General features: G+C 66.2%; 20 protein-coding genes and 1 pseudogene. 6 read left to right on the top strand and 15 right to left on the bottom strand.

Going from position 1 to position 25199, the window contains the following annotated elements; genetic code table 11:
• Positions 1 to 3 precede the first annotated feature (3 nt).
• From gshA to EUB48_RS14600, 5 genes and pseudogenes are all read right to left on the bottom strand, one after another.
• The gene (gene gshA, locus EUB48_RS14580; RefSeq protein ID WP_142819825.1) at positions 4 to 1554 is read right to left on the bottom strand and encodes a glutamate--cysteine ligase; all 1551 of its coding nucleotides are present in this window, start codon (positions 1552 to 1554) and stop codon (positions 4 to 6) included.
• 83 nt (positions 1555 to 1637) lie between these two features.
• Positions 1638 to 2376: pseudogene (locus EUB48_RS22045) on the bottom strand (PepSY-associated TM helix domain-containing protein).
• Between the two features lie 2 nt (positions 2377 to 2378).
• Complete coding sequence (locus EUB48_RS14590; RefSeq protein ID WP_142819826.1) at positions 2379 to 3065, bottom strand: Fe2+-dependent dioxygenase; 687 nt, start codon at positions 3063 to 3065, stop codon at positions 2379 to 2381.
• A 22-nt stretch (positions 3066 to 3087) separates the two neighbouring features.
• On the bottom strand, positions 3088 to 5382 hold the full coding sequence (locus EUB48_RS14595) for a TonB-dependent receptor (protein ID WP_142819827.1): 2295 nt from the start codon (positions 5380 to 5382) through the stop codon (positions 3088 to 3090).
• A 190-nt stretch (positions 5383 to 5572) separates the two neighbouring features.
• Positions 5573 to 6487 (bottom strand): SDR family NAD(P)-dependent oxidoreductase, encoded by a 915-nt coding sequence (locus EUB48_RS14600; RefSeq protein ID WP_142819828.1) that lies wholly within the window; start codon positions 6485 to 6487, stop codon positions 5573 to 5575.
• 112 nt (positions 6488 to 6599) lie between these two features.
• Between EUB48_RS14600 and EUB48_RS14605 the strand changes: the two genes are divergently transcribed.
• Positions 6600 to 7475, top strand: coding sequence for an NUDIX hydrolase (locus tag EUB48_RS14605; RefSeq protein WP_142819829.1), 876 nt, complete (start codon positions 6600 to 6602; stop codon positions 7473 to 7475).
• A gap of 130 nt (positions 7476 to 7605) precedes the next feature.
• Positions 7606 to 8649 carry an NADP-dependent oxidoreductase gene (locus EUB48_RS14610; RefSeq protein WP_142819830.1) on the top strand — a complete coding sequence of 348 codons (1044 nt, stop codon included), beginning with the start codon at positions 7606 to 7608 and terminating at the stop codon, positions 8647 to 8649.
• Positions 8650 to 8651: 2 nt separating this feature from the next.
• On the opposite strand, the gene EUB48_RS14615 is transcribed toward EUB48_RS14610, so the two are convergent.
• From EUB48_RS14615 to EUB48_RS14630, 4 genes are all read right to left on the bottom strand, one after another.
• Entirely contained in the window at positions 8652 to 9095 is a 444-nt protein-coding gene (locus tag EUB48_RS14615) for a hypothetical protein (protein ID WP_142819831.1), read from the bottom strand.
• Positions 9096 to 9249: 154 nt separating this feature from the next.
• Positions 9250 to 9750: a cupin domain-containing protein gene (locus tag EUB48_RS14620; protein ID WP_142819832.1), complete on the bottom strand. Its 501-nt coding sequence runs from the start codon at positions 9748 to 9750 to the stop codon at positions 9250 to 9252.
• 4 nt (positions 9751 to 9754) lie between these two features.
• Positions 9755 to 10960, bottom strand: a complete 1206-nt coding sequence (locus EUB48_RS14625; protein ID WP_142819833.1) for a serine hydrolase domain-containing protein — start codon at positions 10958 to 10960, stop codon at positions 9755 to 9757.
• A gap of 111 nt (positions 10961 to 11071) precedes the next feature.
• Positions 11072 to 12808 (bottom strand): long-chain fatty acid--CoA ligase, encoded by a 1737-nt coding sequence (locus EUB48_RS14630; protein WP_142819834.1) that lies wholly within the window; start codon positions 12806 to 12808, stop codon positions 11072 to 11074.
• A gap of 149 nt (positions 12809 to 12957) precedes the next feature.
• Between EUB48_RS14630 and EUB48_RS14635 the strand changes: the two genes are divergently transcribed.
• Positions 12958 to 14046: a P1 family peptidase gene (locus tag EUB48_RS14635; RefSeq protein ID WP_142819835.1), complete on the top strand. Its 1089-nt coding sequence runs from the start codon at positions 12958 to 12960 to the stop codon at positions 14044 to 14046.
• 11 nt (positions 14047 to 14057) lie between these two features.
• Positions 14058 to 15386, top strand: coding sequence for a TAXI family TRAP transporter solute-binding subunit (locus EUB48_RS14640; RefSeq protein ID WP_142819836.1), 1329 nt, complete (start codon positions 14058 to 14060; stop codon positions 15384 to 15386).
• On the opposite strand, the gene EUB48_RS14645 is transcribed toward EUB48_RS14640, so the two are convergent.
• Both EUB48_RS14645 and ettA read right to left on the bottom strand, forming a co-directional pair.
• The gene (locus tag EUB48_RS14645) at positions 15376 to 17649 is read right to left on the bottom strand and encodes a DUF1631 family protein (RefSeq protein WP_142819837.1); all 2274 of its coding nucleotides are present in this window, start codon (positions 17647 to 17649) and stop codon (positions 15376 to 15378) included. The two genes, EUB48_RS14640 and EUB48_RS14645, sit on opposite strands and share 11 nt — an antisense overlap.
• Positions 17650 to 17667: 18 nt before the next feature.
• A complete protein-coding gene (gene ettA / locus EUB48_RS14650) occupies positions 17668 to 19329 on the bottom strand; it encodes an energy-dependent translational throttle protein EttA (protein WP_077562523.1) in 1662 nt (553 codons plus the stop codon).
• A gap of 222 nt (positions 19330 to 19551) precedes the next feature.
• Here ettA and EUB48_RS14655 point away from each other — a divergent pair, with 222 nt between their 5' ends.
• Complete coding sequence (locus tag EUB48_RS14655) at positions 19552 to 21270, top strand: DEAD/DEAH box helicase (protein ID WP_142819838.1); 1719 nt, start codon at positions 19552 to 19554, stop codon at positions 21268 to 21270.
• Positions 21179 to 21841: an NAD(P)H-binding protein gene (locus EUB48_RS14660; protein ID WP_142819839.1), complete on the top strand. Its 663-nt coding sequence runs from the start codon at positions 21179 to 21181 to the stop codon at positions 21839 to 21841. The genes EUB48_RS14655 and EUB48_RS14660 overlap by 92 nt, the downstream gene beginning before the upstream one ends.
• 22 nt (positions 21842 to 21863) lie before the next feature.
• Here the strand turns inward: EUB48_RS14660 and EUB48_RS14665 are convergent, their stop codons facing one another.
• From EUB48_RS14665 to EUB48_RS14680, 4 genes are read right to left on the bottom strand one after another with little or no spacing between them, the layout of a single operon-like run.
• Positions 21864 to 22247, bottom strand: a complete 384-nt coding sequence (locus EUB48_RS14665) for a cupin domain-containing protein (protein WP_142819840.1) — start codon at positions 22245 to 22247, stop codon at positions 21864 to 21866.
• 26 nt (positions 22248 to 22273) lie between these two features.
• Complete coding sequence (locus EUB48_RS14670; protein WP_142819841.1) at positions 22274 to 23320, bottom strand: L-idonate 5-dehydrogenase; 1047 nt, start codon at positions 23318 to 23320, stop codon at positions 22274 to 22276.
• Between the two features lie 24 nt (positions 23321 to 23344).
• On the bottom strand, positions 23345 to 24115 hold the full coding sequence (locus EUB48_RS14675; RefSeq protein ID WP_142819842.1) for a glucose 1-dehydrogenase: 771 nt from the start codon (positions 24113 to 24115) through the stop codon (positions 23345 to 23347).
• Positions 24112 to 25182 (bottom strand): ABC transporter ATP-binding protein, encoded by a 1071-nt coding sequence (locus tag EUB48_RS14680; RefSeq protein WP_142819843.1) that lies wholly within the window; start codon positions 25180 to 25182, stop codon positions 24112 to 24114. The genes EUB48_RS14675 and EUB48_RS14680 overlap by 4 nt, the downstream gene beginning before the upstream one ends.
• Positions 25183 to 25199: the final 17 nt, after the last annotated feature.

Genomic DNA, 25199 nt, shown 5'->3' on the forward strand with positions numbered 1-25199 from the left:
CCGCTACGCGGCGCGCGGCAGGGCACCCGGCAGGCCCAGGCGCTCGGGCGACAGGTACTGCTGCAGGTAGATGTCGAAAGGCACGGTGTCAGCGGCCTCGATTCTTTTCTGGTCTTCGATGGATTGCTGCGCCATGGCGCGAAAGCGCGCTTGCATGTCGGCAGGAAAAGGCAGACTCAGCAGCGTGCGCCTGGTTTGCTGGGATTGTGCGCGGGCGAAGCGGATGAAGGAGTTGTCGAACTCCCTGGCCATCACCTCCAGCACGCGCGCCGAAGGCAGTGTGCTGGCGTCCGCCAGCCCTGCCCGGGCGGCCACCAGCGCCTGGCTGTACTGCGCTCCGCCATGCACCGCGTCGAGTCGGGCTGCGATCGGCACGAACGCCTCCATCAGCTCCATGCCCCAGTCGGTCAGCAGCACCTCGCGCCCATCACGCTCCAGGCGCAGCCCCGGCTCGCGCCCGCGCGCGGCCACGCGGTCGCGGCTGTGCGAGGTTTCGGCAATTTCCTGCGGCGTGTCGAGTGGGCTGTCGGCCAGCAGGCAATGCAGCAAAAACACATCGAGAAAGCGCATGGTCTGCGCCGTGATGCCCACGGGGATGAAGGGGTCGAGGTCCATCAGGCGCACCTCGATGTATTCGACACCGCGTTCGCGCAGCGCGTGCAGCGGGCGCTCGCCCGGCTGAATCACGCGCTTGGGGCGGATGGTGCCGTAGAACTCGTTCTCGATCTGCAGCAGGCTGGTGTCGAGCTGGTTGTAGTCGCCGCCGGGATTGCGCACACCGATGGCTTCGTAGGCCGGATAGGGCCGGGTCAGCGCATCCTGCAGCGAGGCGCCATAGCCGTCGAGGCTGTTGTAGCTCACGGCGATGGAGGCCTGTGCGTCGCTCTGGTAGCCCAGGCGCCCCATGCGCAGCGAGGTGCCATACGGCATGTACATGGTGTGGTCGTTCAGCGTTTGAAGTTCGTGCGCGCGCCCGGCGAGAAAACTGGAACACACCGCGGGCGATGCGCCAAACAGGTACAGCAGCAGGAATGCATGGCGGCGGAAATTACGGATCAGCGCAAAGTAGGCTTCGCTGGAGACGTCCGGCATCGACCAGTTGTAGTGGATGCCCGAGATGGTCTGCATGCGCCGGCCATAGCGATGGCCGAGGCCCATGCGGTACACGCTCTTGGAGCGGCCGATGTTGGATGAGCCATAGCGGCCGATCGGGATGGTTTCGTCCGCGGGCAGGCCGCAGGGCATGCTCGAGACCCAGAGCATCTCGTCGCCCATTTCCTGCAGCACCTGATAAGTGAACTGGTGGGTCTGGGTGAGCTCTTCCAGGCACGCCTCGACCCCGGCATGCACACCGGTGATGAGTTCGACCTGCGACTCGCTGAAATCGGTGGTGATGTGCGGATGCGTGAGCGCCGAGCCGAGCGCGGCCGGGTGCGGCGTCAGGGCGAGCGCGCCATCGGCCTGCGCGCGCAGGCTTTCCTTTTCGATGCCGCGGCGAATACCTTTCAAGGTAACGGGGGAAAGCGCGCCCAGGCGCTCTTGCAAACTGCTCATGTCGATGGCTCTTGAATCTGTGCGGGCTGAAAGGTAACACAGGCTGCCAATGCCTGCCCGCCGCGGCTTTTAGGCGCGCTGTGTTAAAGCCGGACTGCCACCAGGCCCAGCGTAAGCGCAACCGAGGACGAAAAAATCATCAAGCCGACGAGCCGGCGCCGGCTGGTTTGCACCCACAGGATCACGCCGGAGAGCGACAGGAAGATCAGGCTGCCGGCCAGCGTGTCGATGAGCAGAATCCACGCCAGCGACATGCCGACACCCTTGTGCATGTTGGTCATGCGTCGCGATGAAGCCGTTGCTCGTGGTGGTGACGCCGACCGAGTGGTTGCCGCGCCAGTAGTCGGCCTGCACGATGGCGTTGGGCCCGCCGAAGTTGAACACCCAATGCTCGGGCTGCATCAGCGCCTCTGGCTCCTGCGCATCGCCAGGCCCTGCATGGCTGCCCTTGCCGGCCCAGGCGACACGTTTGGCCGGTTCGACGCGCGTCGAATTCGGGGGCTGGGGAAGCGCCAGCGTCTTTTGCAGCCAGGCCGCCATCTCGGCAGCAGTTGCCGGCGCCGGATCCGGCAGCGTCAGTTGCGCGTTGACACGCTGCTGCGACATGGGCGGCAGCTTGAGCACGGCGCGGTGGTTCAGCCAGATGCCGCTGGTGCCGAAGATCAACCCGAGCAGCGCACCCCACAGGCCAAACCAGCCATGGGTCTTGCGCACCCAGCGCACGAAGGTGGCGCGGCGGTGGTGCGGGTGCGGGTGGTCAGCCGCGCCGCGCTGCGGCAAGGTGGCCGTGTCGTTGGGGGTCAGGGTCATCTCGCGCGCCATCATCAGGTGTCGCTCCATTTGCGCAGCAGGTTGTGATAGGTGCCCACCAGGGTGCGCCGCGCCACAGTGTCGGCGCCGCTCTGGTTCAGGCGCTGGATGGCGTTGTCCATATCGAACAGCAAGGCGCGTTCGCCGTCGTCGCGCACCAGGCTTTGCACCCACAAAAAGCAGGCCACGCGCACGCCGCGCGTGATGGGCGTGACCTGATGCAGGCTGCTCGCGGGGTAGAGCACCATGTCGCCGGCTGCGAGCTTGGCGCTGTGCATGCCGTAGGTGTCCTCGATCTGCAGCTCGCCGCCGTCGTAGCTGTCCGGATCGCTCAGAAACAGCGTGGCGGACAGGTCGGTGCGCAGCTTGGCACCGCTGTGCGGGTGCAGGCGCACGCCACCGTCGACATGCAGGCCGAAGGCCATGCCCGCGCTGTAGCGGTTGAACATGGGCGGGTACAGCACATTGGGCAACGCCGCGCTGATGAACAGCGGATTGCGCTCCAGCGCCCCCGCCACGATCTGCTGGCAGTCGCGCGCCACGCGGGATTGCTCGTCGATCTGCTGGTTGAACTTGACCGGCGCGCCCTGATGGCCCGCGGTGACCCGGCCATCGACCCAGGCGTCGCCGGCCGCATCAAGCTGTGCACGGACCGTGGCCAGCTCGCTGGCGTCCAGTACTTGAGGGATGCAGATCAGCATGATGAATCGCGCCGCCCCAAGGTCAGAAACGGTAGGCGACCGAGACGGTGGCCGAGCGGCCCAGCCCCGGCACGGCACGCCCGCCATCGGATGGAATCAGCGCATCGTAGTAGTTCGTGTTGAACAGGTTGAACACGTTCAGGCGAATATCGTATTTCGGTTGATGGTAGGCGAGCATCGCGTCCCAGCGCGTGTAGGCGCCGACCTGCACCAGATTGGTGTTGTTGGCAAAGCGCGAGGAACTGTAGGTCGCGCCGGCGCCGACCTCCCACTGCGGCGTGATGGCGTAGGTGCTCCACAGGCTGGCGGAATCTTTCGGCGTATTCGCCGGCACCATGCCGTTCGTGCCCGGCGCGATGCCATCGACGATGGTGGCGTTGAGGTGGGTGTAGCCGCCAAAGACCTGCAGTCTGTCGGTGACGCGCCCCGCCGCCCCGGCGCGCGCGCCGGTCACACGCACGGTGCCGGTCGCCGAATATGTGCCGTCCGGGTTCTGCGAGCGCGCGTTGTCCTGGGTGATCTGGAACGCTGCCGCCGACAGCGACAGGTCGCCCCCGTTCAGGTCCCACTTGCCGCCGGCCTCGTAGGCCTTGTTGGTCGTCGGCGGCAGCGGCTGCGAGCTGCCGGTGGTCGATACCAGTTGTTCCAGCGACGGGTTGAACGACGTGCTGTAGGACAGGTAGTAGGACTGCGCTTTGGTCGGTTGCCAGAGGGCGCCGGCACGCACGCTGGTGAAGTTCACCACCTGGTTCAGGGACGCCGCCGCGGTCGCGGTCGGGATCGAGTTGCCGATGCTCGCGCTGTAGCGGTCCTGGCGCAGGCCGCCGACCAGCTTGAACTGCGGGCTCAGTTCCAGCGTGTCGTTGAAGTAGGCGGCCACGGTGGTGGCGCTCGCCGTTGCGAGATTGCCGGCCGCGCTCGGCGCGTTGCCGGGCGAGTTGGTCCGGGCCGGATCGAGCAGCGGCGTGCAGGCCACATAGCCGCTGGTGCCGCCCGCCGGATTCAGCGCCGTACCGTTGCACGAACCATTCCGGTAATAGGCCTGGTTGTTGTAGGTGTCGCGCCCCAGCTCAAAGCCCGCCAGCAGCGCGTGCCTGACCGCACCCGTCTCGAATTTGGCGTTGAACTCGGTCAGGTTGAACAGCGACGTGTCGTGAATGACGCGGTCGTGGCTTTGCTGGCGCACCCACAGCTGGCTCAGCGGCAGCGCGCTGGTGGCAGCGGCCGGAACGGCCGTGCTGCCGGTGGAAAGCGGCGTGTAGACGCCGCTGGCCGAGATCGTGCCGATGCCTTGCGGTGCCGTCTCGCGCGCATTGGTGGTGACGTTGTTGTATTGCGTCTGGTTGCGGATCGAGCTGGTGGGCGTGAGCTTGTGCTCGACCAGTGCGCCGAGCGCGCCGATGTCGGAGATGGTGCGGTCGTCGGTGAAGCCGTAGGCCGTCTTCGGGTTCACGTTGACCGGCGCACCGTTCAGCGGGGGCACGCCGTAGTCGGGCATGTCGCGGTTGTGCTGCAGCAGCCCCGTCAGCGTGATTTGTGTCGGCGTGCCGATGCCGAGCTTGAGCGACGGCGCGATGCCGAAGTCCTGCAGCTTCGTCTGATCGCGCGTCGTGGCGTCGCCCTGTTGCCCCATCACGGCCACGCGAAACGCCGCGGTATCGGACAGCGGCTGGTTGTGGTCGAGCGTGGTGCGCACCAGCCCGGTGGTGCTGGCCGACACCTGCACTTCGTCCGCGGCTTTCAGCGTGGGCTTCTTCGTGACCTGGTTGATCACGCCGCCGGTGGAGCCGCGGCCGAACAGCATGGACGACGGACCCATGAGCACCTCGATGGAATCGAGCGCGAAGGTATCCCGGTAGTACTGGGCCCGATCGCGCGCGCCGTCCAGAAAGACATCGGTACGTGCCGAGAAACCGTTCAGGTTGATGTTGGTGCCGATCTGGCCGCCTTCGGCGCCGCCGATGGTCAGGCCCGGCACGTTGCGCAGCGCGGAGGCCAGCGAGGTGGCGCCTTGCGACTGCATCACCGCCTGGTTGATGACCGTGACCGACTGCGGAATATCGCGCAGCTCGGCCGGCAGCCGGCTGACCGAGTTCGCGTTGGCGCCGAAGTCGTTGTCCTCGGCGCTGGCCTTGATTTGCACAGGGCGCAAAGTCTGCGGCACGACGGCACCGGGCGCCGGCTGGATCTGGGCAGAAGGGGTGACTGGCGCCTGCGGTGCGGCTTGCTGGGCAAAGGCTCCCGGCACCGAGAACAGGCCAAGCAAAGACAAGGCGACGGGGGTGCGCGGGCCCGCCGGGCGATAGCTGCGATTCATTGTTTTACTTTCTCTGGGTGATGAACGAACAGGCCCTGACGTCATGCTGGCGCTGTGCTGGCTGCGTTCAAGATCAGCAGAAAGTATAAATGCGAATCAGTCTTATTTGCCTCAACAATCCGGAAAATGTTGCTTTTGCCCAAAACCAGAGTCAGCGACGACAGCATTGCCGCCGCAGCCCGGGCTCACCTCAGGTTTTGGCGAGTTGGGCCATGGCCTTGCCGACCTCGTTGGTGCCTTGCGCCGCACCACTCTGCGGCACGGTTTCGCCGGCCTGCATCGTCACCTCGGCCAGCCGCGCGGCCAGACGTTCGGGCGCCTGGGCATCGGTGCCGATCCACGCACCGGGGGTCAGTGTGACGTGCGCCGCCTCGAAGGTGCCGGCACCGGCGCACAGGATGGTGCGGTTCGGTGCGTCACTCGACGCCAGCACCAGCATCGCGGGCACCACGGCTTCGGGCTTCAGGGCCCGCAGCACGGCCTCGGGCATCAGGCCTTCGGTCATGCGGGTCGCGGCAGTGGGCGCCAGGCAGTTGACGTGGATGTTGTTTTTGGCACCCTCGATCGACAGGGTCTGCATCAGGCCCACCAGCGCCATCTTGGCCGCCCCGTAGTTGGCCTGGCCGAAATTGCCGTACAGGCCCGACGATGAGGTCGTCATCACGATGCGCCCGTACTTCTGCTCGACCATCAGCGGCCAGACCGCCTTGGTGCAATGGACCGCGCCCATCAGGTGCACGTCCATCACCAGCCGGAAGTCGTCCAGCGCCATCTTGGCAAAGCTCTTGTCGCGCAGGATGCCGGCGTTATTCACCAGGATGTCGATACGCCTCCAGGCATCGACCGCCTGCCGGACCATGGCCTGCACGGCGCCGAAATCCGTCACGGACGCTCCATTGGCGATGGCCTCGCCACCGGCCGCGCGGATCTCGTCAACCACCGCCTGCGCCGCACCCGTCGAACCGCCGGCGCCATCGACGGCGCCGCCGAGATCATTCACCAGCACCCGTGCGCCGCGCGCCGCCAGCGCCAAAGCATGTTGCCGGCCGAGGCCGCCGCCTGCGCCGGTGACGATGGCCACGCGACCCTTGAAATCAATGCTCATGTTTTTCTTCCTGTCATGTAAGTGATGCTCGCCCCGCCCGGCTTCTGGTAGCCTTTGCCGGGACAGCGCTGTACTTTAATTCATGAGGCGGCGGGTCGATAGAAAGCTGCCGATGGAACTGAACTCCGAAGTCATCACCACTCCGCCCCGTGCCGCCGCCACGGTAGTGATGCTGCGCGACGCCGCCGCAGGGCTGGAAGTGTTTCTGCTCAAGCGCCACGGCCTGTCGGACGTGCTGGGCGGCGCCTATGTATTTCCCGGTGGCAAGGTGGACGCGCATGATGCCGAGCTGGATATGGCGACCCGGCTGGACCAGACCCCGCAGCAACTGCACGCAGGCTTGAACGAGCCCGACATCGACGTCATGACGGCAGCGAGCCTGTATGTGGCCGCCTTGCGCGAGGCGTTTGAAGAATCGGGCGTGCTGTTTGCGCAGGACGCCTCGGCCGCTCACGCCACACGCGCCGGCGCCCTCTTGCGTGAAGGCTGCGCCTTCGATGCAGTCCTTGCGCAGATGGCGCTGCGCCTGCAGACCCGCAGCGTGGTGCCGTGGTCGCGCTGGATCACGCCCCGGGTGCCGTCGGTGATGAACAAGCGCTTTGACACCCGTTTCTTCGTCTCCGCGGTGCCGCTGGACCAGATCGCGCGGCATGATGACCACGAAACGACCGAGAGCGTCTGGCTGCGCCCCCGCGCCGCGCTCGAGCAGTACCGGGACGGCCAGATCGAGCTGGCACCGCCGCAGATCATGAGCCTGGCGCACCTGTCGCACCACAGCACGGTCGACAGCGTGCTGCGGGAGGCGCGCAGCCGCAGGCCGCCGATCATCCAGCCGGAGTCGTTCGAGCAGGACGGCTTGCGGGTCATCTGCTACCCCGGCGACGAACGGCACTCGCTGCGCGAGCGCGCGCTGCCCGGCCCCACCCGGCTGTGCTATCACCACCAGCGTTTCGAGCCCCTGGAGGGCTTCGAGGCGCTATTCGCCTGACGTTCGCGCAGGCGTGCCGTCCGTCACTGTCACTTTCGCTAACCCGCCCCGCAAGCCCCGTCGCTACCATGCGTGCAGCGGCTGCCCGGCGCCCGCCATGCCCGAATCCAATTTGCAGGAGAACCCCCTCATGTCCACACTTGCCACGCTCACCAATCACCAGATCCGCCTGGCCGCACGCCCGGTGGGCACCCCAACCCGCGCCAACTGGAGCACGACCACCGAAGCCGTCGCCGAGCCCGCCGAGGGCGGCGTGCTGGTCAAGACGCTGGCCCTGTCGCTGGACCCCGCGATGCGCGGCTGGATGAACGAAGGCAAGAGCTACATCCCGCCCGTGGGCATTGGCGAAGTCATGCGCGCGGGGGGCATCGGCAAGGTCATCGCCTCAAAAAATCCGGCGTTTGCCGTGGGCGACGTCGTTTCTGCCGTGCTCGGCGTGCAGGAATACCTGCTGGTTCCACAGGCCGACCTCAAGCGCAGCAGCCTGGCCAAAATCGACCTGACGCTGGGCAGCCAGACGCAGTGGCTCAACGTGCTCGGCATGCCCGGCATGACGGGTTATTTCGGCCTGATGGACGTGGGCCAGCCCAAGGCGGGCGAGACCGTGGTGGTGTCGGGCGCCGCCGGCGCGGTCGGCCAGACGGTCGGCCAGCTCGCCAGGATCAAGGGCTGCCGTGCCGTGGGCATCGCCGGTGGCCGGGCCAAATGCGACTGGGTCGTGAAGGAGCTCGGCTTTGATGCCTGCATCGACTACAAGGCCGGCCCCAGCGCGGTCAGGGACGGCCTGAAGGAACATTGCCCGAACGGCGTGGACATCTACTTCGACAATGTGGGCGGCGAAATCCTGGACGCGGCGCTGGCGCGTCTCGCCCGCGGCGCGCGCATCATCATCTGCGGCGCCATCAGCCAGTACAACAACACCAGCGCGGTTCAAGGGCCTAAGAACTATCTGTCGCTGCTCGTGAACCGGGCCCGCATGCAGGGCATCGTGGTGTTCGACTATGCCGATCGCTACCCTCTGGCCGTGGCCGAATTGGCGGGCTATCTGAAGGACGGCCGCATGAAGAGCAAGGAGGACATCGTAAAGGGCCTGGACACCTTTCCCGAAGCCCTCATCAAGCTCTTCACGGGCGAGAACTTCGGCAAGCTGGTGCTGCAGGTCGCCGAAGACTGACCTCAGTCGCGGTGGCCGTGGCCGTTGCCATGGCCGCGATCATTGTCCCGGTAGGCATGTTTGCCGTTGTCGCCGCGGCCGTCCCAGCCGCGGCGATCACGGTCCTTGAATTTGTACTTGCCCCGGCTGTCTACATTCACAAAATACACCTGCCGGCCACAGGCGTTGTACTGGGCGCAGTGTTTGCTCCATTTTTTGGCGTGGCCCGGCGGCACATACAGGTACAGCGGCGGTTGCTGCACCTGCACTGCTGGCCGCGTAATGATCACCGGCTGTGCATACAGCACCGGCGGCGGCGGGGCATTGCCGATATTGATGCGGCCATAGACGCCGGGCGCCAAGATGCCATCCACGGTGGCATTGACGTAGGGCTGCGCCCGGGCCGCGGTGGCACCCAGCAACAGCAGGGCTGCAGCGAGGGCAAAAATTCGGGTTTTCAACTTCATGGGATTCCTTGTGGTTATGCCGCCTGGCCAGCCGGAACCTCGGCGATTCGAATCGCCACCGAGAACTCCTTTGAGCCAAGCTTCATTTGTAACAAATGAAGTGGAGCGCTTATGTAGGACGATGTGAAAGGTGTAAGCAAGATGCGTCCTACGCTCAGACTGCCCCGTGCGGATGCGTGGGATCGACCCACAACACCGTTTCGGGTTTCTCGGCCGGCTCGATCGCCAGATTGACCGCGACCGCCTCGCCGTCACTGCGGCACAGCACGCATTCCAGCGGCTCGGTGGGACTGGCATTGATTTCCTGGTGCGGCACATAGGGCGGCACATAGATGAAGTCACCGGGGCCGGCCTCGGCCGTGAATTCCAGGTGTTCGCCCCAGCGCATGCGCGCGCGGCCCTTGATGATGTAGATCACGCTTTCCAGATGACCGTGGTGATGGGCGCCGGTCTTGGCGTTGGCATGGATGGTGACGGTGCCGGCCCAGAGCTTTTGCGCGCCGACGCGCGCGAAATTGATGGCCGCCTTGCGATCCATGCCGGGCGTCTGGGCCGTGTTGCCGTCGAGCCGGTTCGCGGGGATCACGCGCACGCCATCGTGCTTCCATGGCGCATCGGCGTGATCGTGCGCATCGCGCAAGTCGTGGGTTGTCATGGCATCACTCCATCAAGGCCGCATACACCAGGTCGCGGAACAGCGGCCGGTAGTGTTCGCGCTGGTTCGGGGCCTGGATCATCATCAGCGCGAACAGGTCTTCGGCCGGATCGACAAAGAAGGTCGTGCCCGCAATGCCGCCCCAGAAATACGAGCCCACCGAGCCCGGCACCGCTGACAGTCCGGGCGCGGTGCGCACCGCAAAGCCCAGTCCGAAGCCGTGGCCCGGCGTGAGCAGCGTGGCCGAGCCGCTGTGCGGATTCACCGGAATGGTGCCGAGGTGGTCGGCCGTCATCCAGTCCACGATGCGCGGGCCCAGCAGGCGCACGCCGCCGAGTTCGCCCTTGTTCAGCATGAACTGCAGGAAGCGCGCATAGTCCATGGCGGTCGAGACCAGCCCACCGCCGCCCGACTCCATCTGCGGCCGTTGCCGCGCCTCGAACAGTTGCATCTGCACGCCGCCGTCGGGGTCGCGCGCAAACGGCTCGGCAATGCGCCCATGGTGCTCGGGCGGCACCCAGAAGCCGGTCTCCCGCATGCCCAGTGGCTCGAAGATCTGCTGGTGCAGAAACTCGCCGAGCGGCTGGCCACCGAGGACCTCCACCAGCCGGCCCAGCACATCGGTGGCGCGGCTGTATTCCCAGACGCTGCCGGGCTGCGCCATCAGGGGCAGCGCTGCGAGCGCCTGCGAGAATTCCGCGTTGCTGCGCTCCCGCGAGCCGATGCGGGCCGCACCATATTGCCGCTGCACGGCCGACAGGCCCAGAAACTCGTAGGTCAGGCCGGCCGTGTGGCGCAGCAGGTCCTGCACCGTGGCGCCCGGGGTCACGGGCTGCAACTCCAGGCTGCCGTGGCGCTCCACGGCCAGTTGTTGCTGCGCGTACTCGGGCAGGTATTTCGACACCGGATCGCTCAGCAGCAAACGCCCCTGCTCCAGCAGCATCATGACCGCCACCGATACGATAGGCTTGGTCATGGAATAGATGCGGAACAGCGAGTCGCGCGCCATGGGCGTGCCGGCGGCAGGGTCCTGCTGCCCCAGTGCTTCGAACAGCGCCACCTTGCCGCGCCGCGCAATCAGTGCCACGGCGCCGGGCAGGCGCTGGCGATCGATCTCGGACTGCAGCACGAGCCGCAGGCGATCCAGCCGCTGGGCGCTCAGCCCGACTTCGGCCGGCTCCGCCGTGGGAAGGATGGGGGTTGAACTCATACCGCGTGTCGTCCTTTCTGGCTTTCAAAATCAACTGCCTGGCACCCCGTCAACTACAATTTTGATAGCTAACTGCGCAGAAGGGGCATGGGCCACAGGCACTTTTTACCGTTACTTCGTCTGCTCCGCCTCTTGCAGCGTGCGCCACATCACCTTGCCGCTGCCGCTCTTGGGCAGCGCGTCGACGAACTGCACGATGCGCGGGATTTTGTACACGGCCATGTGCTCGCGGCACCAGTCGATGAGTTCCTGCTCGGTCAGCTTGCCCTTGTGGGACGCGCGCAGCACCACCACGGCCTTGACCGTCTCGCCGCGGTAGCTGTCCTTGGCCGAGATGATGCAGGCCTCCTGGATCGCGGGGTGCCGGAACATCAGGGCCTCGACCTCGGCCGGCCAGATCTTGAAGCCGGAGGCGTTGATCATGCGCTTGAGCCGATCGGTCAGGAAGAAATAGCCATCCTCGTCCACGTGCCCCAGGTCGCCGGAGCGAAAGAACTTTTTGCCTTCGAACTCGATGAAGGCCTCGGCCGTCGCGTCCGGCCGCTTCCAGTAACCCGCAAACACCTCGGGGCCATGGATGATGATTTCGCCCTGCTCGCCCTGCGGCACTTCCTGCAGCGTGTCGGGATTGACGACGCGCGCATCGGTGCTCATGAAAGGGATGCCCAGGCACTGCTGCTTGGGCGCATCGGGCGGATTGCTGTGCGACGGTGCGGCGGTCTCGGTGAGCCCGTAGCCTTCGGCATAGCGCAGCCCGAACTGCTCGAACAGGCGCTGCGCGACGGCCTGGGGCATCGCCGCACCACCCCCGCCGATGGCGACCAGGCTGGACAGGTCGTACTGGTCGAAGTGCGGGCTGGCGAGCAGGTCGATCACCATGGTCGGGATATTCGTCCAGTGGGTGACGCGCCACGCCGAGATGAGACGCCCGGCCAGATCGCGGTCCCAGCGCGGCATCACCACCATCGTGGCCGCGGCGTAGATGGCGGCGTGCATCTGGCTGACCATGCCGGTGATGTGAAACATCGGCACCACCGCGAGCGTGACGTTTTCCGGCGTGCCGGTGCCCCACAGGCAACTGGCGACCGTGTTGTGCATGATGCTGGCGTGCGTGTGCATGCAGCCCTTGGGCAAGCCCGTGGTGCCGCTGGTATAGGGCAGAATCGCCAGGTCCGCGGGCCCTGCCGTGTGCTGGGGCGCCTCGCCCGCGGCCGCCAGCGCATCGATCCAGGCGACCACCTGGCCGCCGCTCAGGCTTGGTGGCGCGTGGCGCGTCGTCAACCACGCCATCCAGGCGGCGGGCGGCGCATTCTCGCCTTGCACTTGGGCGTCGAAGGCGTCGGTGAAGTGCGTCACGATCAGGTGCGACAAGCGCTCGGACGCGGGCAGCGCATCGCTGGCCTGTGCCAGCTCATCCGCCAGGTCGGCCGTGGTGATGGCGACCTTCGCATCGGGATCATTGATGTAGTGCTTGAGCTCCTCGGCGCGGTTCATCGGGTTCACCGGCACCACCACGGCGTTGGCGCGCAGGATCGCGAAATGCGCGATCACGAGCTGCGGGCAGTTCTGCATGCACAGCACCACCCTGTCACCCTTTTTCACTCCCAGCCCATGCAGGCAGGCCGCCAGGCGCTCTGCTTTTTGTAGCACCTCGGCATAGCTGAAGGTACGGCCGAAGAACACCAGAGCGGCCTTGTCGGGGTAGCGCAGCGCGCTGACCGCCAGGTTTTGCCACAGGGAGTTGGCCGGGGGCGTGAGCCGGTACGGCAGGCGCTTGGGCCAGAACCGGTAGTGCGCGGGTACTTTGGCGGCAGGCTGATCAGGTTGCGAGGACGTCACGGCGGTCATACAAAAGTTTCCTCTCATCATGGGGTGGTCAAGCGCCACACCCGAGAATAGATTACCCCGCTTTCGGCAAAGGCCCTCCAGTGTCGCACCGGAGACCCCGGCGCAGACCGGGTCGCCATCCCTGTGCCGGCGTAGATAATCAAGCCGCCATGACACGCCCTACCGCCAAAGCCCCCACTGCTGCCACCCATGCGATCACTTCCACCCCGACACCGCCCAGCCGCCGCGCACCGGGCAGCCTGACCCAGGTCGGTGGCATCGAGGTCGGCCATTTCACCGACGCGCGCCGCCCGACTGGCTGCACCGTGATCATCGCGCGCCATGGCGCGGTCGGCGGCGTTGATGTGCGCGGCGCCGCGCCCGGCACCCGCGAGACCGATTTGCTGCAACCCGGCAACCTGGTGGAGCAGGTGCATGCCATCGTGCTCGCCGGTGGCAGCGCCTGGGGTCTGGATGCCGCCGGTGGTGCGATGCGCTGGCTGGAAGAACAGGGCATCGGCTTCGACGTGGGCGTCGGCCTGGTCCCCATCGTGCCGGCCGCCGTGCTGTTCGACCTGCCGGTGGGCGATGCCCGCATCCGGCCCGATGCCGAAGCCGGCTACCGCGCCTGCGCGGCTGCCTCGCGCCAACGCCCGGCCGAGGGCAATGTGGGCGCGGGTGCCGGCGCAGTGGTCGGCAAGCTGTTCGGCCTGCACCGCGCCATGAAGGGCGGCATCGGAACGGCGTCGGTCACGTTGCAGGGCGTCACGGTGGGCGCCCTCATCGCCTGCAACGCGCTGGGCGATGTGGTCGACCCCGACAGCGGCCGCGTGCTGGCCGGTGCGCGCACGGCGAACGGGCGCGCCCTGTTAGATAGCCGCCGCGCCATCCTGCGCGGCGAGCCGCTAAGCCCCCTGCTCGCAGGCACCAACACGACCATCGGCGTGATCGCCACGGACGCCGTGATCAGCAAGACCCAGGCGCAAAAACTGGCCCAGCTGGCGCATGACGGCCTGGCGCGCAGCATCAACCCGGTGCATACCCTGTCCGACGGCGACACGCTGTTTGCGCTGGGCACCGGCCAGTCCGGCAAAACGCTGGGCATGATGCTGCTGGGCACCATGGCGGCCGAGGCCACGGCCAGGGCGGTGGTGCGGGCCGTGCAGGCGGCGCGCGGCATTAGTGTGGGCGCGCTGCACCTGCCGGCCGCGGCCGAGCTGGCGGCGCCGCGCGCGCGCGCGGCAGGCCCATCGCGTTGAGACCGCGCACGATGCCACAGGCCATGCGCCACACCCTGCTCTCGCTGCGCGATCTGCTGGTTTCAGCCGGCCCCTTTGTGCTGCTGACGGTCGCCCTGCTGGCCTTCGCCTACTGGTGGCTCAACCCGAATCCACCCCGGCACGTCACGCTGGCCACCGGCCCGGCGCAAAGCGCCTACGACGAGTTCGGCAAACGCTACAAGGCGGCGCTGGCGGTCAATGGCATCGACGTCACGCTGTTGCCCAGCGAAGGCTCCGCGGCCAACCTGCAATTGCTGCGCGATGGCAAGGCGGACCTTGGCTTCGTGCAGGGCGGCAGTGGCGATGCGCAGGGCGACACGCAAAGTGCCCTGAGCTCGCTGGGCAGCCTGTTCGTGGAACCGATCTGGCTGTTCTACCGTGAAGACGCGGCGCGCAAGGTGCCCGGCACGACAGACGCGACGTTGTCGAACCTGGCCCAGCTCGCCGGTCTGCGCGTGAACGTGGGCACGCAGGGCAGCGGGGTACCCGCCCTGATGGACAAACTGCTGCAAGCCAACCGGATCGACCCCAAGTCGATCCAGCTGTCGCAGTTGGCGCAGACCCCGGCCACCGTCGCCTTTCTGGGCGGCGATCTCGATGCCATCGTGTTCGTCTCGGCCCCCGAGGCATTGATGGTGCAGATGCTGCTGCAGACGCCGGGCGTGAAGCTGATGAATTTTGCGCAGAGCGAAGCCTATTCGCGCCGCTTCGCTTTTTTGACGCCGGTCGTGTTGCCGCGCGGCGTGGTGGACCTGGCCGGCGACGTGCCGCCGCAGAACGTGCGGCTGGTCGCCACCACCACCACCTTGCTGGCGCGCGAGGACACGCACCCGGCCCTGCTGCAGTTGTTCTCGCAGGCCGCGCAGACGCTGCACAGCGGCGCCGGCTGGTTCAACCGCGCGCACGAGTTTCCGAACGCGAACAACACCGAATACCCGCTGGCCAGGCCTGCCGACCGCACCTTGCGCAACGGCGCACCGCTGCTGCAGCGCTACCTGCCGTTCTGGCTGGCGAATCTGGTCGAGCGCATGTGGCTGGCGCTGGGCATCATCGTGGCCGTGCTGCTGCCGCTGAGCCGCATCGTGCCGCCGCTGTACCAGTTCCGGATCCGCTCGCGCGTGTTCCGCTGGTACGGCCGCCTGCGCGAAATCGAGCATCAACTGGAGTTGGAGCCCGCCTCATCGCCCGCACTGGTCGACGAACTCAATACACTGGAGCGCCACGTCGGCAAGGTCAGCATTCCGCTGTCTTATGCGGACGAGCTGTATGCCCTGCGCGATCACATCGAGATGGTGCGCAAGAAACTGCTCAAGACGTGACGTCCACGCTGTTGCGCATGGCGGTTTGCGCGACGGCATCGAGTGCGCTGTCCACCACCGCCTGATCCGAGAAAACACGCAGGGTGCCGTCCTGCAGCAGTTGATCGAGCGAATGCCGCGTCATCGAGTGGGTGCTGCCCTTGACCCCGGTGAACATGAACAGGTTGCCGCGCGGACTCGCCCAGGTCAGCTGCATCCGCGTCCAGCGCCCATGCACCTGCAGCTCCACCCAGGCGCCGAGGGAAACGCCGGGCGCCGGCGTCGCAGCGGCGGGCGCTGCGACAGGATCGTGCGACGCACCGGCCGGGCCGGGTGCAGGCTGTGCCGGCTCATAACGCGGCCTGGACAGCAGCGAGTCCGTCGCCTCGATAAAACCGGATTGCTGCGCCTCGGACGGCGCCAGCCACAGCCGGGCTTGGTCCGCGTCGCGAAACATCGCTTCCAGTTTTTCGCGCGCCAGCGTCTTGGCGTCGGCGGGCGCCGGGGCACCGGGTGCGGGCTTGAGCGCCTGCTGGTGCAGCGCCATCAACTGATTGAAAAAGAGGTCCGCCTCGGCTGCCGGGTACTCGATGCGCGCCAGGCCCTCGCGCAGCTGGCCGAGCAGGGGCGCAATCATGCCCGTCAGCCGGGCGATCTCTTTCTTTTCGAACCCGGGCTGGGTGCTCCACAGCAGGTTCTTGGCCACGGTGAGACAGCCCGCGGGATCCACCGCGCCGTGCGGGTCCGCCAGCCTCGCCTGCGCCACCACCTGGGCCCAGGGGCCGCACAAAAACATCATGACCGGCGCCGGTGCCAGCGCGGCCTCGGGCCGCTCGCGCATCTCCCTGGCAACGCCTCGCGCCATTTCATTGCGCTGCTCGGCCTGCGCCAGCACCTGCATCGCCATTTTTCGTTGCTCACGCTCGTGCTCTTCCTGCCGATCCCAGACCGCCTCCAGCGACTGGAGAGCGAATTCGAAAGGCTCGGCACTGTCGATCGACACACTCGACAGCGCATCGACCGCCTGGCGCAGGGGTTGCAAGAAGGCCTCGAATCCCGCGGCATCCGCCGCCCGGTAGGCCAGGCTGCGATGCGTCATCTGCTCGATCAGCCGCCGCGCCGGATGCTGCTTGTGGCTGAAAAAGCGCGGGTCGATCAGGGCCAGCCGCAACAGGGCGGGCTCGAGATCGCGCACCGCCTGCTGCACCGGGGCCAGCAAACGCGTGTCGCGCGTGATGTTTTCGACCATCAGGGCCACCACCTCGAGCCCCAGTGCCTGCCCCAGCCCGCGTGCCTGCTGTCGCAGCTGCTCGCTCACCGGCATCGCGGCTTGCGCTGCTGCTGGCACAGTCGGCGCGGAATCGCTGGCCCGCTGCGCCAGGCGCTGCATCACCTGATCCACCTGCTTCATTTCCTGCAGCGCTTCGAACGCAGCCGGCACGGTGTGGGCAAAGGCCGGCGGCAGCGGCTGCTTGCCGGAGGATTCGAACTCCCGTGCAAACCGGGCCGCGAACGAATTCTGATCCGCACCTGTGTCCAGCTCTCCGGCCAGCAGCCGGCGCAGCTGCGCCAGCGTCAGCCCGGCGGCATCCCGGCTCACCGAGGCGGGGCGGGACAAATCCGGTGTTTGCGTCACGGAGTACGCCGCCTGCGCCACGCCGTGGGCGCGCAGTGATGTGCACAACGACGCATACACGGCGCCCAGCTCCTGTCCCAACGTCGCTCCCATGTGCTGCATCCAGCTCAACCAGACCAGCGCCGGCACGTCGGTCTGCGCCAGCTGGTTGCGCAGCGTGCGCACATAGAGTTCCGGGCGCACCGGATTGCGGTGGGCCTGAACCGTTCGCAAGCCCTGCGCCGCGCAAATCAGCGCATTCAGATCCGTCAGCTGGCTGTCGCTTGCGAGCAGTGCCACCTGCAGTGCGCGCGCGACTTCGACGCTCTCCTGAACCTGGGTCTCGTCCATCAGCTCCAGTTCGTCAAAACTCAGGGCCGCAACCATCGGTTTGACCTTCTGGCCGGCAACCTCTTCGGCAAAGGCCGCCTGCAAGGCCTGCGGATACCCGGCGCAGAGCCGGGCCTCATGCCTGGCGAGCAGCCGCAGCGATTCGGCCAGCGCATCGCGCTGCTGCGCCCCGGCGGTGCGAAGCTGCTGCTGCAGGGACAGCCGCAGCTTGCCCACCATCATCTCCATCAAGGATCCGCCGCCATCGGCCGCTTCGCGCAGGCAGCCGTCAAACAAGGCTGCGTAGGGGGCTGCCGGTTGCGCGTCTTGGGTGGTCATGGAGAATGTGAACGGTGATTACTTCAGCGCCTTATAGCGCATGCGTTTTGGCTTGGCGCCTTCCTCGCCCAGTCGCTTCTTCTTGTCCGCTTCGTATTCCTGGTAGTTGCCGTCGAAAAACACCCACTGGCTGTCGCCTTCAGCGGCCAGAATGTGGGTCGCGATACGATCCAGGAACCAGCGGTCGTGGCTGATCACCATGAGCGAGCCGGCGAACTCGAGCAAGGCGTCTTCCAGCGCGCGCAGGGTCTCCACGTCCAGGTCGTTTGAGGGCTCATCGAGCATCAGCACGTTACCGCCGGCGATCAAGGTCTTGGCCAGGTGCAGGCGGCCGCGCTCGCCGCCCGACAGCGTGCCCACGCGCTTTTGCTGGTCGCCGCCGTTGAAGTTGAAGCGTCCGCAATAGGCGCGGCTGGCCATCTGGAACTTGCCCACGTTCAGGATGTCGAGCCCGCCCGAGACGTCTTCCCACACGGTTTTCTCGTTCGACAGCGCATCCCGGCTTTGATCGACGAACGCCATCTTCACGGTGGAGCCGATTTTGACCTCGCCGCTGTCCGGCTTTTCCTTGCCGGCGATCAACTTGAACAGCGTGGACTTGCCCGCACCGTTGGGGCCGATGATGCCGACGATGGCCCCGGCAGGCACCTTGAAGCTGAGATTGTCGATCAGCACGCGGTCCCCGAACGACTTGGTCACGTTGACGAACTCGATCACCTCGTTGCCCAGGCGCTCGGCCACCGGGATGAATATCTCGTTGGTTTCGTTGCGCTTCTGGTATTCGAAATCGGACAGTTCCTCGAAGCGCGCCAGCCGCGACTTGCTCTTGGCCTGGCGCGCCTTGGGGTTCTGGCGCGACCATTCCAGTTCCTTCTTCAGTGCCTTGGCGCGGGCTTCCTCGCCCTTTTGCTCCTGCACCAGGCGCTCCTGCTTTTGCGCCAGCCAGTCGCTGTAGTTGCCCTTGTAGGGAATGCCGGAGCCGCGATCGAGCTCCAGAATCCACTCGGCCGCGTTGTCCAGGAAGTAGCGGTCGTGGGTGATGGCCACCACGGTGCCGGAGTAGCGCTGCAGGAACTGCTCCAGCCAGTCGACCGACTCGGCGTCCAGGTGGTTGGTGGGCTCGTCGAGCAGCAGCATGTCGGGTTTGGACAGCAGCAGGCGGCACAGGGCGACACGGCGCTTTTCGCCGCCCGACAGCAGGCCGATTTTGGCGTCCCAGGGCGGCAGGCGCAGGGCATCGGCCGCAATTTCAAGCTGGTGCTCGGAATCGGTGCCGGCGGTGGCGATGATGGCCTCCAGCTCGGCCTGCTCGGCCGCCAGCGCGTCGAAGTCGGCATCCTCGGCGCCGTAGGCGGTGTACACCTCATCGAGTCGCGCCTTGGCCGCAAACACCGCGCCCATGCCCGCCTCGACGCTCTCGCGCACCGTCTGTTCGGGGTCGAGCTGCGGCTCCTGCGGCAGGTAGCCGATGTTCAGGCCCGCCATGGGGGTGGCTTCGCCCTCGATTTCGGTGTCGAGTCCGGCCATGATCTTCATCAGTGTGGACTTGCCCGAGCCGTTGGTGCCCAGCACGCCAATCTTGGCGCCGGGGAAAAAGCTCAGGGAGATGTCCTTGAGGATATGACGCTTCGGCGGAATGATCTTGCCGACGCGATTCATGGTGAAAACGTATTGAGCCATCTGGTGCGTTATCTCTTTGCTAGGGTGCTGGAAAGCATGAATTATCCCAGCATGCGACAATGCTAGTTGTTGCGGCGCTCCAGTTGCCCGCAATGTCAGCACTTTGCTGGGGCCAGAACCATGTGTTTAGCGCCCAACCCTGAATCCATCTGCCTTTGACTGGTGCGGTTGTTTGACACCCGCGACAGGCCGATATCCCAGCGCCCTGGATGGCGCAAAACTATGAACTTTGAAGAATTAAACCTGGCTCCGGCCATCGTCAAGGCTGTGCACGAGCTTGGCTACGAGACCCCCACGGCCATTCAGGCACAAGCCATTCCGGTGGTGCTGGACGGGCACGACATGCTCGGCGGCGCCCAGACCGGCACCGGCAAGACGGCAGCCTTCGTGCTGCCCATGCTGCAGCGGCTGAGCGCGGCCGAGGCGCCCAAGAACAAGTTCGGCGGCAAGGGCATCCGCGCCCTGGTGCTGACGCCCACGCGGGAGCTGGCCGCGCAGGTTGAGGAATCGGTCCGGACCTATGGCAAATATCTGGAGTTGACCTCGACCGTAGTGTTTGGCGGCGTCGGCATGAACCCCCAGATCACGAAGGTCAAAAAGGGCGTCGACATCCTGGTCGCCACCCCGGGCCGTCTGCTGGATTTGCTGCAGCAAGGCGTGCTGGACCTCGGTCAGGTGCAGATCCTGGTGCTCGACGAGGCCGACCGCATGCTGGACATGGGCTTCATCCACGACGTCAAGAAAGTGCTGGCCGTGGTGCCCAAGGACAAGCAAAGCCTGCTGTTCTCCGCCACCTTCAGCGACGAGATCCGCGACCTGGCCGACACCCTGCTGAAGAATCCGCAGAGCATCCAGGTCACGCCGCGCAACACCACGGTGCAGCGCATCACCCAGGTGATTCACCCGGTCGGCCGCGGCAAGAAAAAGGCGCTGCTGGCGCACATCATCCAGGAACAGAACTGGAGCCAGGTACTGGTCTTCACGCGCACCAAGTTCGGCGCCAACAACGTGGCCGAGTTTCTGACCAAGAACGGCATCCAGGCGATGGCCCTGCACGGCAACAAGAGCCAGGCGGCACGCACGCAGGCGCTGAGCGGCTTCAAGAGCGGCGACATTCGCGCGCTGGTGGCCACCGACATTGCTGCGCGCGGGATCGACATCGACGATCTGCCGCACGTGGTGAACTATGAAATCCCGAACGTCAGCGAAGACTACGTGCACCGCATCGGCCGCACCGGTCGCGCAGGAGCCGACGGCGCCGCCGTGAACCTGGTGTGCCTGGACGAAGAAGGCTTCATGCAGGACATCGAACGCTTCACCAAGCAGCAAATCGCTGTCAAGATCATCGAGGGCTTCATGCCGGAACCCGGCGAAAAAGCCGAGCCGATTGCCATGGGCCGCCAGACCATCTGGGGCGGCGCGGGCAAACCGCCGAGCCGCGACGTCATGCAGGCCGCGGCCAAGGCCGCGCGCAGCGAGATGATGCAGCGCGTGCGCGACAACAAGGCGACCCAGGGCGACCGCGGCGGCAACGGCAATGGCCGTGGCGGCCCGCGCGGCGGCCAGCGCAGCAGCGCGCCGCACAGTGACCCGGCAGCGCGCGGGCCGCGTCCTGCCCAGGGCCGCGGACGCTCGGGGGGTGGCAACGGCGGCGGTTACCGTGACGGCGCGGGCGCGGGCCAACCCGATCACAATCGGACGGCCAGCGGCGCCAACCTGAATCCGGCGCCGCGTGCGCCCCAGGGTGGCCAGCCGGACCCGATGCGCACCAGCGTGGACAGCATGGCGGAACAACGCGGCCGCAGGAGTGGCGGCGGTTTCGGTGGCGGCAATCGCAATGGAGGCTCTTATGGCGGATCAGGCGGCGGCACGGGTGGCTTTGGTGGCCGGGGCAACGGGTCTCGTGGGCCGGGAGGTTCTCGCGGCTCTTTTGGCCGATAAGGCGTATTCAAAGGTTCACTGCGTGGGCCGCCGCGCCCCGCCTGTCACCCACCGCAAGCTGACTTGCCACACGGTCGACCTCAAAGCCCTGCCGGCCCTGCCTCCTGTGGACGATGTCTACATCGCGCTGGGCACGACCATCAAGGTGGCGGGCAGCCAAGCCGCCTTCCGGGCCGTGGATTACGAGGCAGTTGTGGCTGTAGCCCAGGCTGCGCGTGCGTCTGGCGCTACTAAATTAGGAGTCGTCAGCGCCATGGGCGCGAACCCTCGATCGGCTGTGTTCTACAACCGCGTCAAGGGTGAGATGCAAGAGGCTGTTTGCAAACTGGGCTTTGACTCCGTCGTGATCGTGCAGCCGTCTTTCATTGCGGGCGATCGCGGCAGCCTGCAGCAGCCAGGCCGCAGCGCCGAAGGATGGGCCCTGTCCGCCATGCGCTGGCTTGATCCACTGGTTCCCGCCAATTACAAGACCATTCGAGCGGAGCAGGTCGCCCGCGCTTTGATCGGGGCCGTCAAGGCCGGGCAGCCGGGCGTGCAACGGATTCTCTCGGGCCGCATGCAGGCGCCTTGAGGCCCGTGAGGGCGGCGCGCGGTCAATCCCGCACGAACAGCGTCACCAACGGGTCGGGGCCGGCCTGACGGCTCGAGTGGCCGTGCACGGCCGCATCAAAACTAACCCCCTCAGGTAACACATCGGCCGAATAAAAATGCTCGCCCGGCTTGAACACGCGCGAGCTGCCGTCCTGCAAACCAATTTCCATCTCGCCGCCCAGAATGAACACCCACTGCGGCGTGCCGGTGCAGTGAAACTGGCTGCGAAAGCCCGGTGGGCTGTGGCGCAATTGATAGCCCGCCGATGGCGACAGCGGCGACAGCAGGGACTGCGGCGTGCCTTCGCTCAGGGCCACGGTTTCCTCGCGAAATTTTGCACGGCCGTCGGTATCGGTGAAGAGGATGACTTTGGTGAACACGGTCATGTTGTCGTCCTGAATGGAAGGGTCGGTCAGGCCAGCGCCTGATCAAAAGCGATCTGGACTTTCATGGACTGGCGCTTGTCGCCGGCAAGTTTAAAGGCCTCGGGCGCCCGATCAAAGGCCAGGGTGTCGCTGATCACCGGACGTGCGTCGATCAGGCGCTGGTTCAGAAACGCCACGGCCACGGCAAACTCGGCCTGAAAACGGAAGGTGCCGCGCAGGTCGATCTCCTTGCCCACCAGCACGTTGAGCGGCAGCGAAATATCGCCCCCCAGGCCGATGGTCACGATCACGCCGCGCGGCGCCACCACCTCCAGGCCGCTGCGCAGCGCCTTGTCGCTGCCCGAGGCTTCGAACAGCACGTCGAACTGCCCTTTGCCCGCTGCGTAGGGCGCCAGTGCGTCGGGGTTCTGCGCGAGGTTGATGGTTTTGTCGGCCCCCATTTTCAAAGCACAGGCCAACGGCAGATCGGCAATGTCGGCGGCCACGATCTCGGCCGCACCGGCGCGGCGCAATCCGGCAATCAGCAAGGCGCCGATCGGGCCGCAGCCGGTGACCAGCACGCGCTTGCCAAAGACCGAACCGGCCCGGGCAATGGCGTGCAGACCCACCGACAGGGGCTCGACCAGCGCCGCCTCGGACAGTGGCAAATCGTCGGCAATCGCATGGGCCTGGGTGGCGTCGATCACCAGCATCTCGCGAAACGCACCCTGCACGTGCGGAAAGCGCATGGCGCTGCCATAAAAGCGCATGTCCACGCAATGGTTGTGCAAGCCCTGCTGGCAAAACCGGCACACGCCACAGGGACGCGACGGCGAGATCGCAATGCGCTGGCCCGGCTCGAAGCCGCCAACGCCGCTGCCCACCGCGGCCACGACGCCCGAGACTTCGTGCCCGAGAACCATGGGTTCCCTGATGCGCACGGCGCCAAAACCACCGTGCTGGAAGTAGTGCAGGTCGGAGCCGCAGATGCCGCCAAAGGCAACACGAACCTGCAATTGCTGCGGCCCGGGCTCGTCCGCAGCAAAGGCATCCAGACGCAAATCGAGCGGGGCATGACAGACCAGTGCGCGCATGGGATTCTCCCCGGAGATTGAGGCTCAAAGGGTGGCGGTCACGCCGCCATCCACATAGAGGATATGGCCGTTCACAAAGCCGGCCGCGTCACTCGCCAAAAACACCGCCGCACCGGCGAGGTCTTCCACATCGCCCCAGCGCCGACTCGGGGTGCGCCCCAGCAGCCAGGCCGTGAACTGCTCGTCGGCCACCAGCTTTTCGGTCAGCTCGGTCTTGAAATAACCCGGACCCAGGCCGTTGACATTGATGCCATGCGGCCCCCAGTCGATCGCCATGCCCTTGGTCAGCATCTTGACGGCACCCTTGCTGGCGGTATAGGGCGCGATGCCGGGCCGGCCCAGTTCGCTTTGCACCGAGCAGATGTTGATGATCTTGCCGCGCCCGCGTGGAATCATTTTGCGGGCCACGGCCTGGCCCACGAAAAACACGCTGTCCACATTGGTGCGCATGAGCTGGTGCCAGTCGGGCTCGGGGAAGTCTTGCAGCGGCCCGCGAATCTGCATGCCGGCATTGTTGACCAGGATTTCGATGGCCCCCAGCGTGCTCTCGATATCGTCCACCGCCGCCTGCACGGACGCAGCCTGCGTGACGTCAAAGACGCGGGTATGGACCTGCAGTCCTTCGCCGCGCAGCGCCGCAGCCGCCTGCTCCAGCTTGCCGGCATTGCGGCCGTTCAGTACCACGGTGGCGCCCGCCTGGCCCAGTCCGCGCGCCAGCGCGAAGCCGATACCCCCGGAGGAGCCGGTGACGAGGGCGATGCGCCCGTCCAGGCGAAAGGAGGTGGATGTGATCATGCCAGCCGCGCGCCGCTGGTCTCATCGAAGAGATGGGCTTTGGCCGCATCAATTTCCAGACGGATGACGTCGTCAGGCCGGGCGGTGGTGCGACCGTGCATGACTACGATCACACGGGTGCTCCCTACCTCCAGCAGCAATTCCGTTTCGGCGCCTGTCGGCTCGACCACGACGACCCTGGCTGGAATGCCCTGCCCCGACGTGGAGACGGCCAGGTCGCCTGGCCGCACTCCGTAGTGGATCGCCTGGCCATTCTGGCCCGCAGCCACCGGGCCCATCGGCCATTGCTGACCCTGCGCTTCCACCCAGCACCGGCCTTCGGATTTACGCAGCGTGCCTTGCAAAATATTCATGGCGGGAGAGCCGATGAACTGGGCCACAAACAGATTGCCAGGGCGATCGAACAATTCGAGCGGCGTGCCGATCTGCTCGACGACGCCGTCGTGCATCACCACGATCCGGTCCGCCAGGGTCATGGCTTCGATCTGGTCGTGTGTCACGTACACCGTCGTCGTCTTGAGCCGCTGGTGCAGCGACTTGATCTCGGCGCGCATGGACACGCGCAGCTTGGCATCGAGATTGGACAGCGGCTCGTCAAACAGGAAAACCTTGGGGTCCCGCACGATCGCGCGCCCCATCGCGACGCGCTGGCGCTGGCCACCCGACAGCTCCCGCGGGAAACGGTCGAGCAGGGGGTCGAGGTTCAGAATGCGCGCCGCATTGCCGACCCGCTGCTCGGTCAGCGCCGCCTCGGCCCGGCGCAGCTTGAGGCTGAAGGCCATGTTGTCGCGCACGGTCATGTGCGGGTACAGCGCGTAGCTCTGGAACACCATGGCAATGTCGCGGTCCTTGGACTCGACGTCATTCACCACCCGGTCATCCACGGCAATCTCACCGCCGCTGATGTCTTCCAGGCCCGCCAGCATGCGCAGCAAGGTCGATTTGCCGCAGCCCGAAGGCCCGACCAGCACCACGAACTCGCCGTCGGCAATGTCGAAGCTGATGCCGTGAATGATCTTGGTCTTGTCGAAGTTTTTTTCGACACTGCGAAACGATACGGATGCCATGGGGCGGACCTCTTGTG

The organism is Rhodoferax sediminis, from assembly GCF_006970865.1.
GTDB lineage: Bacteria > Pseudomonadota > Gammaproteobacteria > Burkholderiales > Burkholderiaceae_C > Rhodoferax_A > Rhodoferax_A sediminis.

What these genes read in the sequence shown, in the direction of transcription:
- gshA (WP_142819825.1), bottom strand. Translation starts at nt 1,554, where the DNA reads ATGAGCAGTTTGCAAGAGCGCCTGGGCGCGCTTTCCCCCGTTACCTTG.
- EUB48_RS14590 (WP_142819826.1), bottom strand. Translation starts at nt 3,065, where the DNA reads ATGCTGATCTGCATCCCTCAAGTACTGGACGCCAGCGAGCTGGCCACG.
- EUB48_RS14595 (WP_142819827.1), bottom strand. Translation starts at nt 5,382, where the DNA reads ATGAATCGCAGCTATCGCCCGGCGGGCCCGCGCACCCCCGTCGCCTTG.
- EUB48_RS14600 (WP_142819828.1), bottom strand. Translation starts at nt 6,487, where the DNA reads ATGAGCATTGATTTCAAGGGTCGCGTGGCCATCGTCACCGGCGCAGGC.
- EUB48_RS14605 (WP_142819829.1), top strand. Translation starts at nt 6,600, where the DNA reads ATGGAACTGAACTCCGAAGTCATCACCACTCCGCCCCGTGCCGCCGCC.
- EUB48_RS14610 (WP_142819830.1), top strand. Translation starts at nt 7,606, where the DNA reads ATGTCCACACTTGCCACGCTCACCAATCACCAGATCCGCCTGGCCGCA.
- EUB48_RS14615 (WP_142819831.1), bottom strand. Translation starts at nt 9,095, where the DNA reads ATGAAGTTGAAAACCCGAATTTTTGCCCTCGCTGCAGCCCTGCTGTTG.
- EUB48_RS14620 (WP_142819832.1), bottom strand. Translation starts at nt 9,750, where the DNA reads ATGACAACCCACGACTTGCGCGATGCGCACGATCACGCCGATGCGCCA.
- EUB48_RS14625 (WP_142819833.1), bottom strand. Translation starts at nt 10,960, where the DNA reads ATGAGTTCAACCCCCATCCTTCCCACGGCGGAGCCGGCCGAAGTCGGG.
- EUB48_RS14630 (WP_142819834.1), bottom strand. Translation starts at nt 12,808, where the DNA reads ATGACCGCCGTGACGTCCTCGCAACCTGATCAGCCTGCCGCCAAAGTA.
- EUB48_RS14635 (WP_142819835.1), top strand. Translation starts at nt 12,958, where the DNA reads ATGACACGCCCTACCGCCAAAGCCCCCACTGCTGCCACCCATGCGATC.
- EUB48_RS14640 (WP_142819836.1), top strand. Translation starts at nt 14,058, where the DNA reads ATGCCACAGGCCATGCGCCACACCCTGCTCTCGCTGCGCGATCTGCTG.
- EUB48_RS14645 (WP_142819837.1), bottom strand. Translation starts at nt 17,649, where the DNA reads ATGACCACCCAAGACGCGCAACCGGCAGCCCCCTACGCAGCCTTGTTT.
- ettA (WP_077562523.1), bottom strand. Translation starts at nt 19,329, where the DNA reads ATGGCTCAATACGTTTTCACCATGAATCGCGTCGGCAAGATCATTCCG.
- EUB48_RS14655 (WP_142819838.1), top strand. Translation starts at nt 19,552, where the DNA reads ATGAACTTTGAAGAATTAAACCTGGCTCCGGCCATCGTCAAGGCTGTG.
- EUB48_RS14660 (WP_142819839.1), top strand. Translation starts at nt 21,179, where the DNA reads ATGGCGGATCAGGCGGCGGCACGGGTGGCTTTGGTGGCCGGGGCAACG.
- EUB48_RS14665 (WP_142819840.1), bottom strand. Translation starts at nt 22,247, where the DNA reads ATGACCGTGTTCACCAAAGTCATCCTCTTCACCGATACCGACGGCCGT.
- EUB48_RS14670 (WP_142819841.1), bottom strand. Translation starts at nt 23,320, where the DNA reads ATGCGCGCACTGGTCTGTCATGCCCCGCTCGATTTGCGTCTGGATGCC.
- EUB48_RS14675 (WP_142819842.1), bottom strand. Translation starts at nt 24,115, where the DNA reads ATGATCACATCCACCTCCTTTCGCCTGGACGGGCGCATCGCCCTCGTC.
- EUB48_RS14680 (WP_142819843.1), bottom strand. Translation starts at nt 25,182, where the DNA reads ATGGCATCCGTATCGTTTCGCAGTGTCGAAAAAAACTTCGACAAGACC.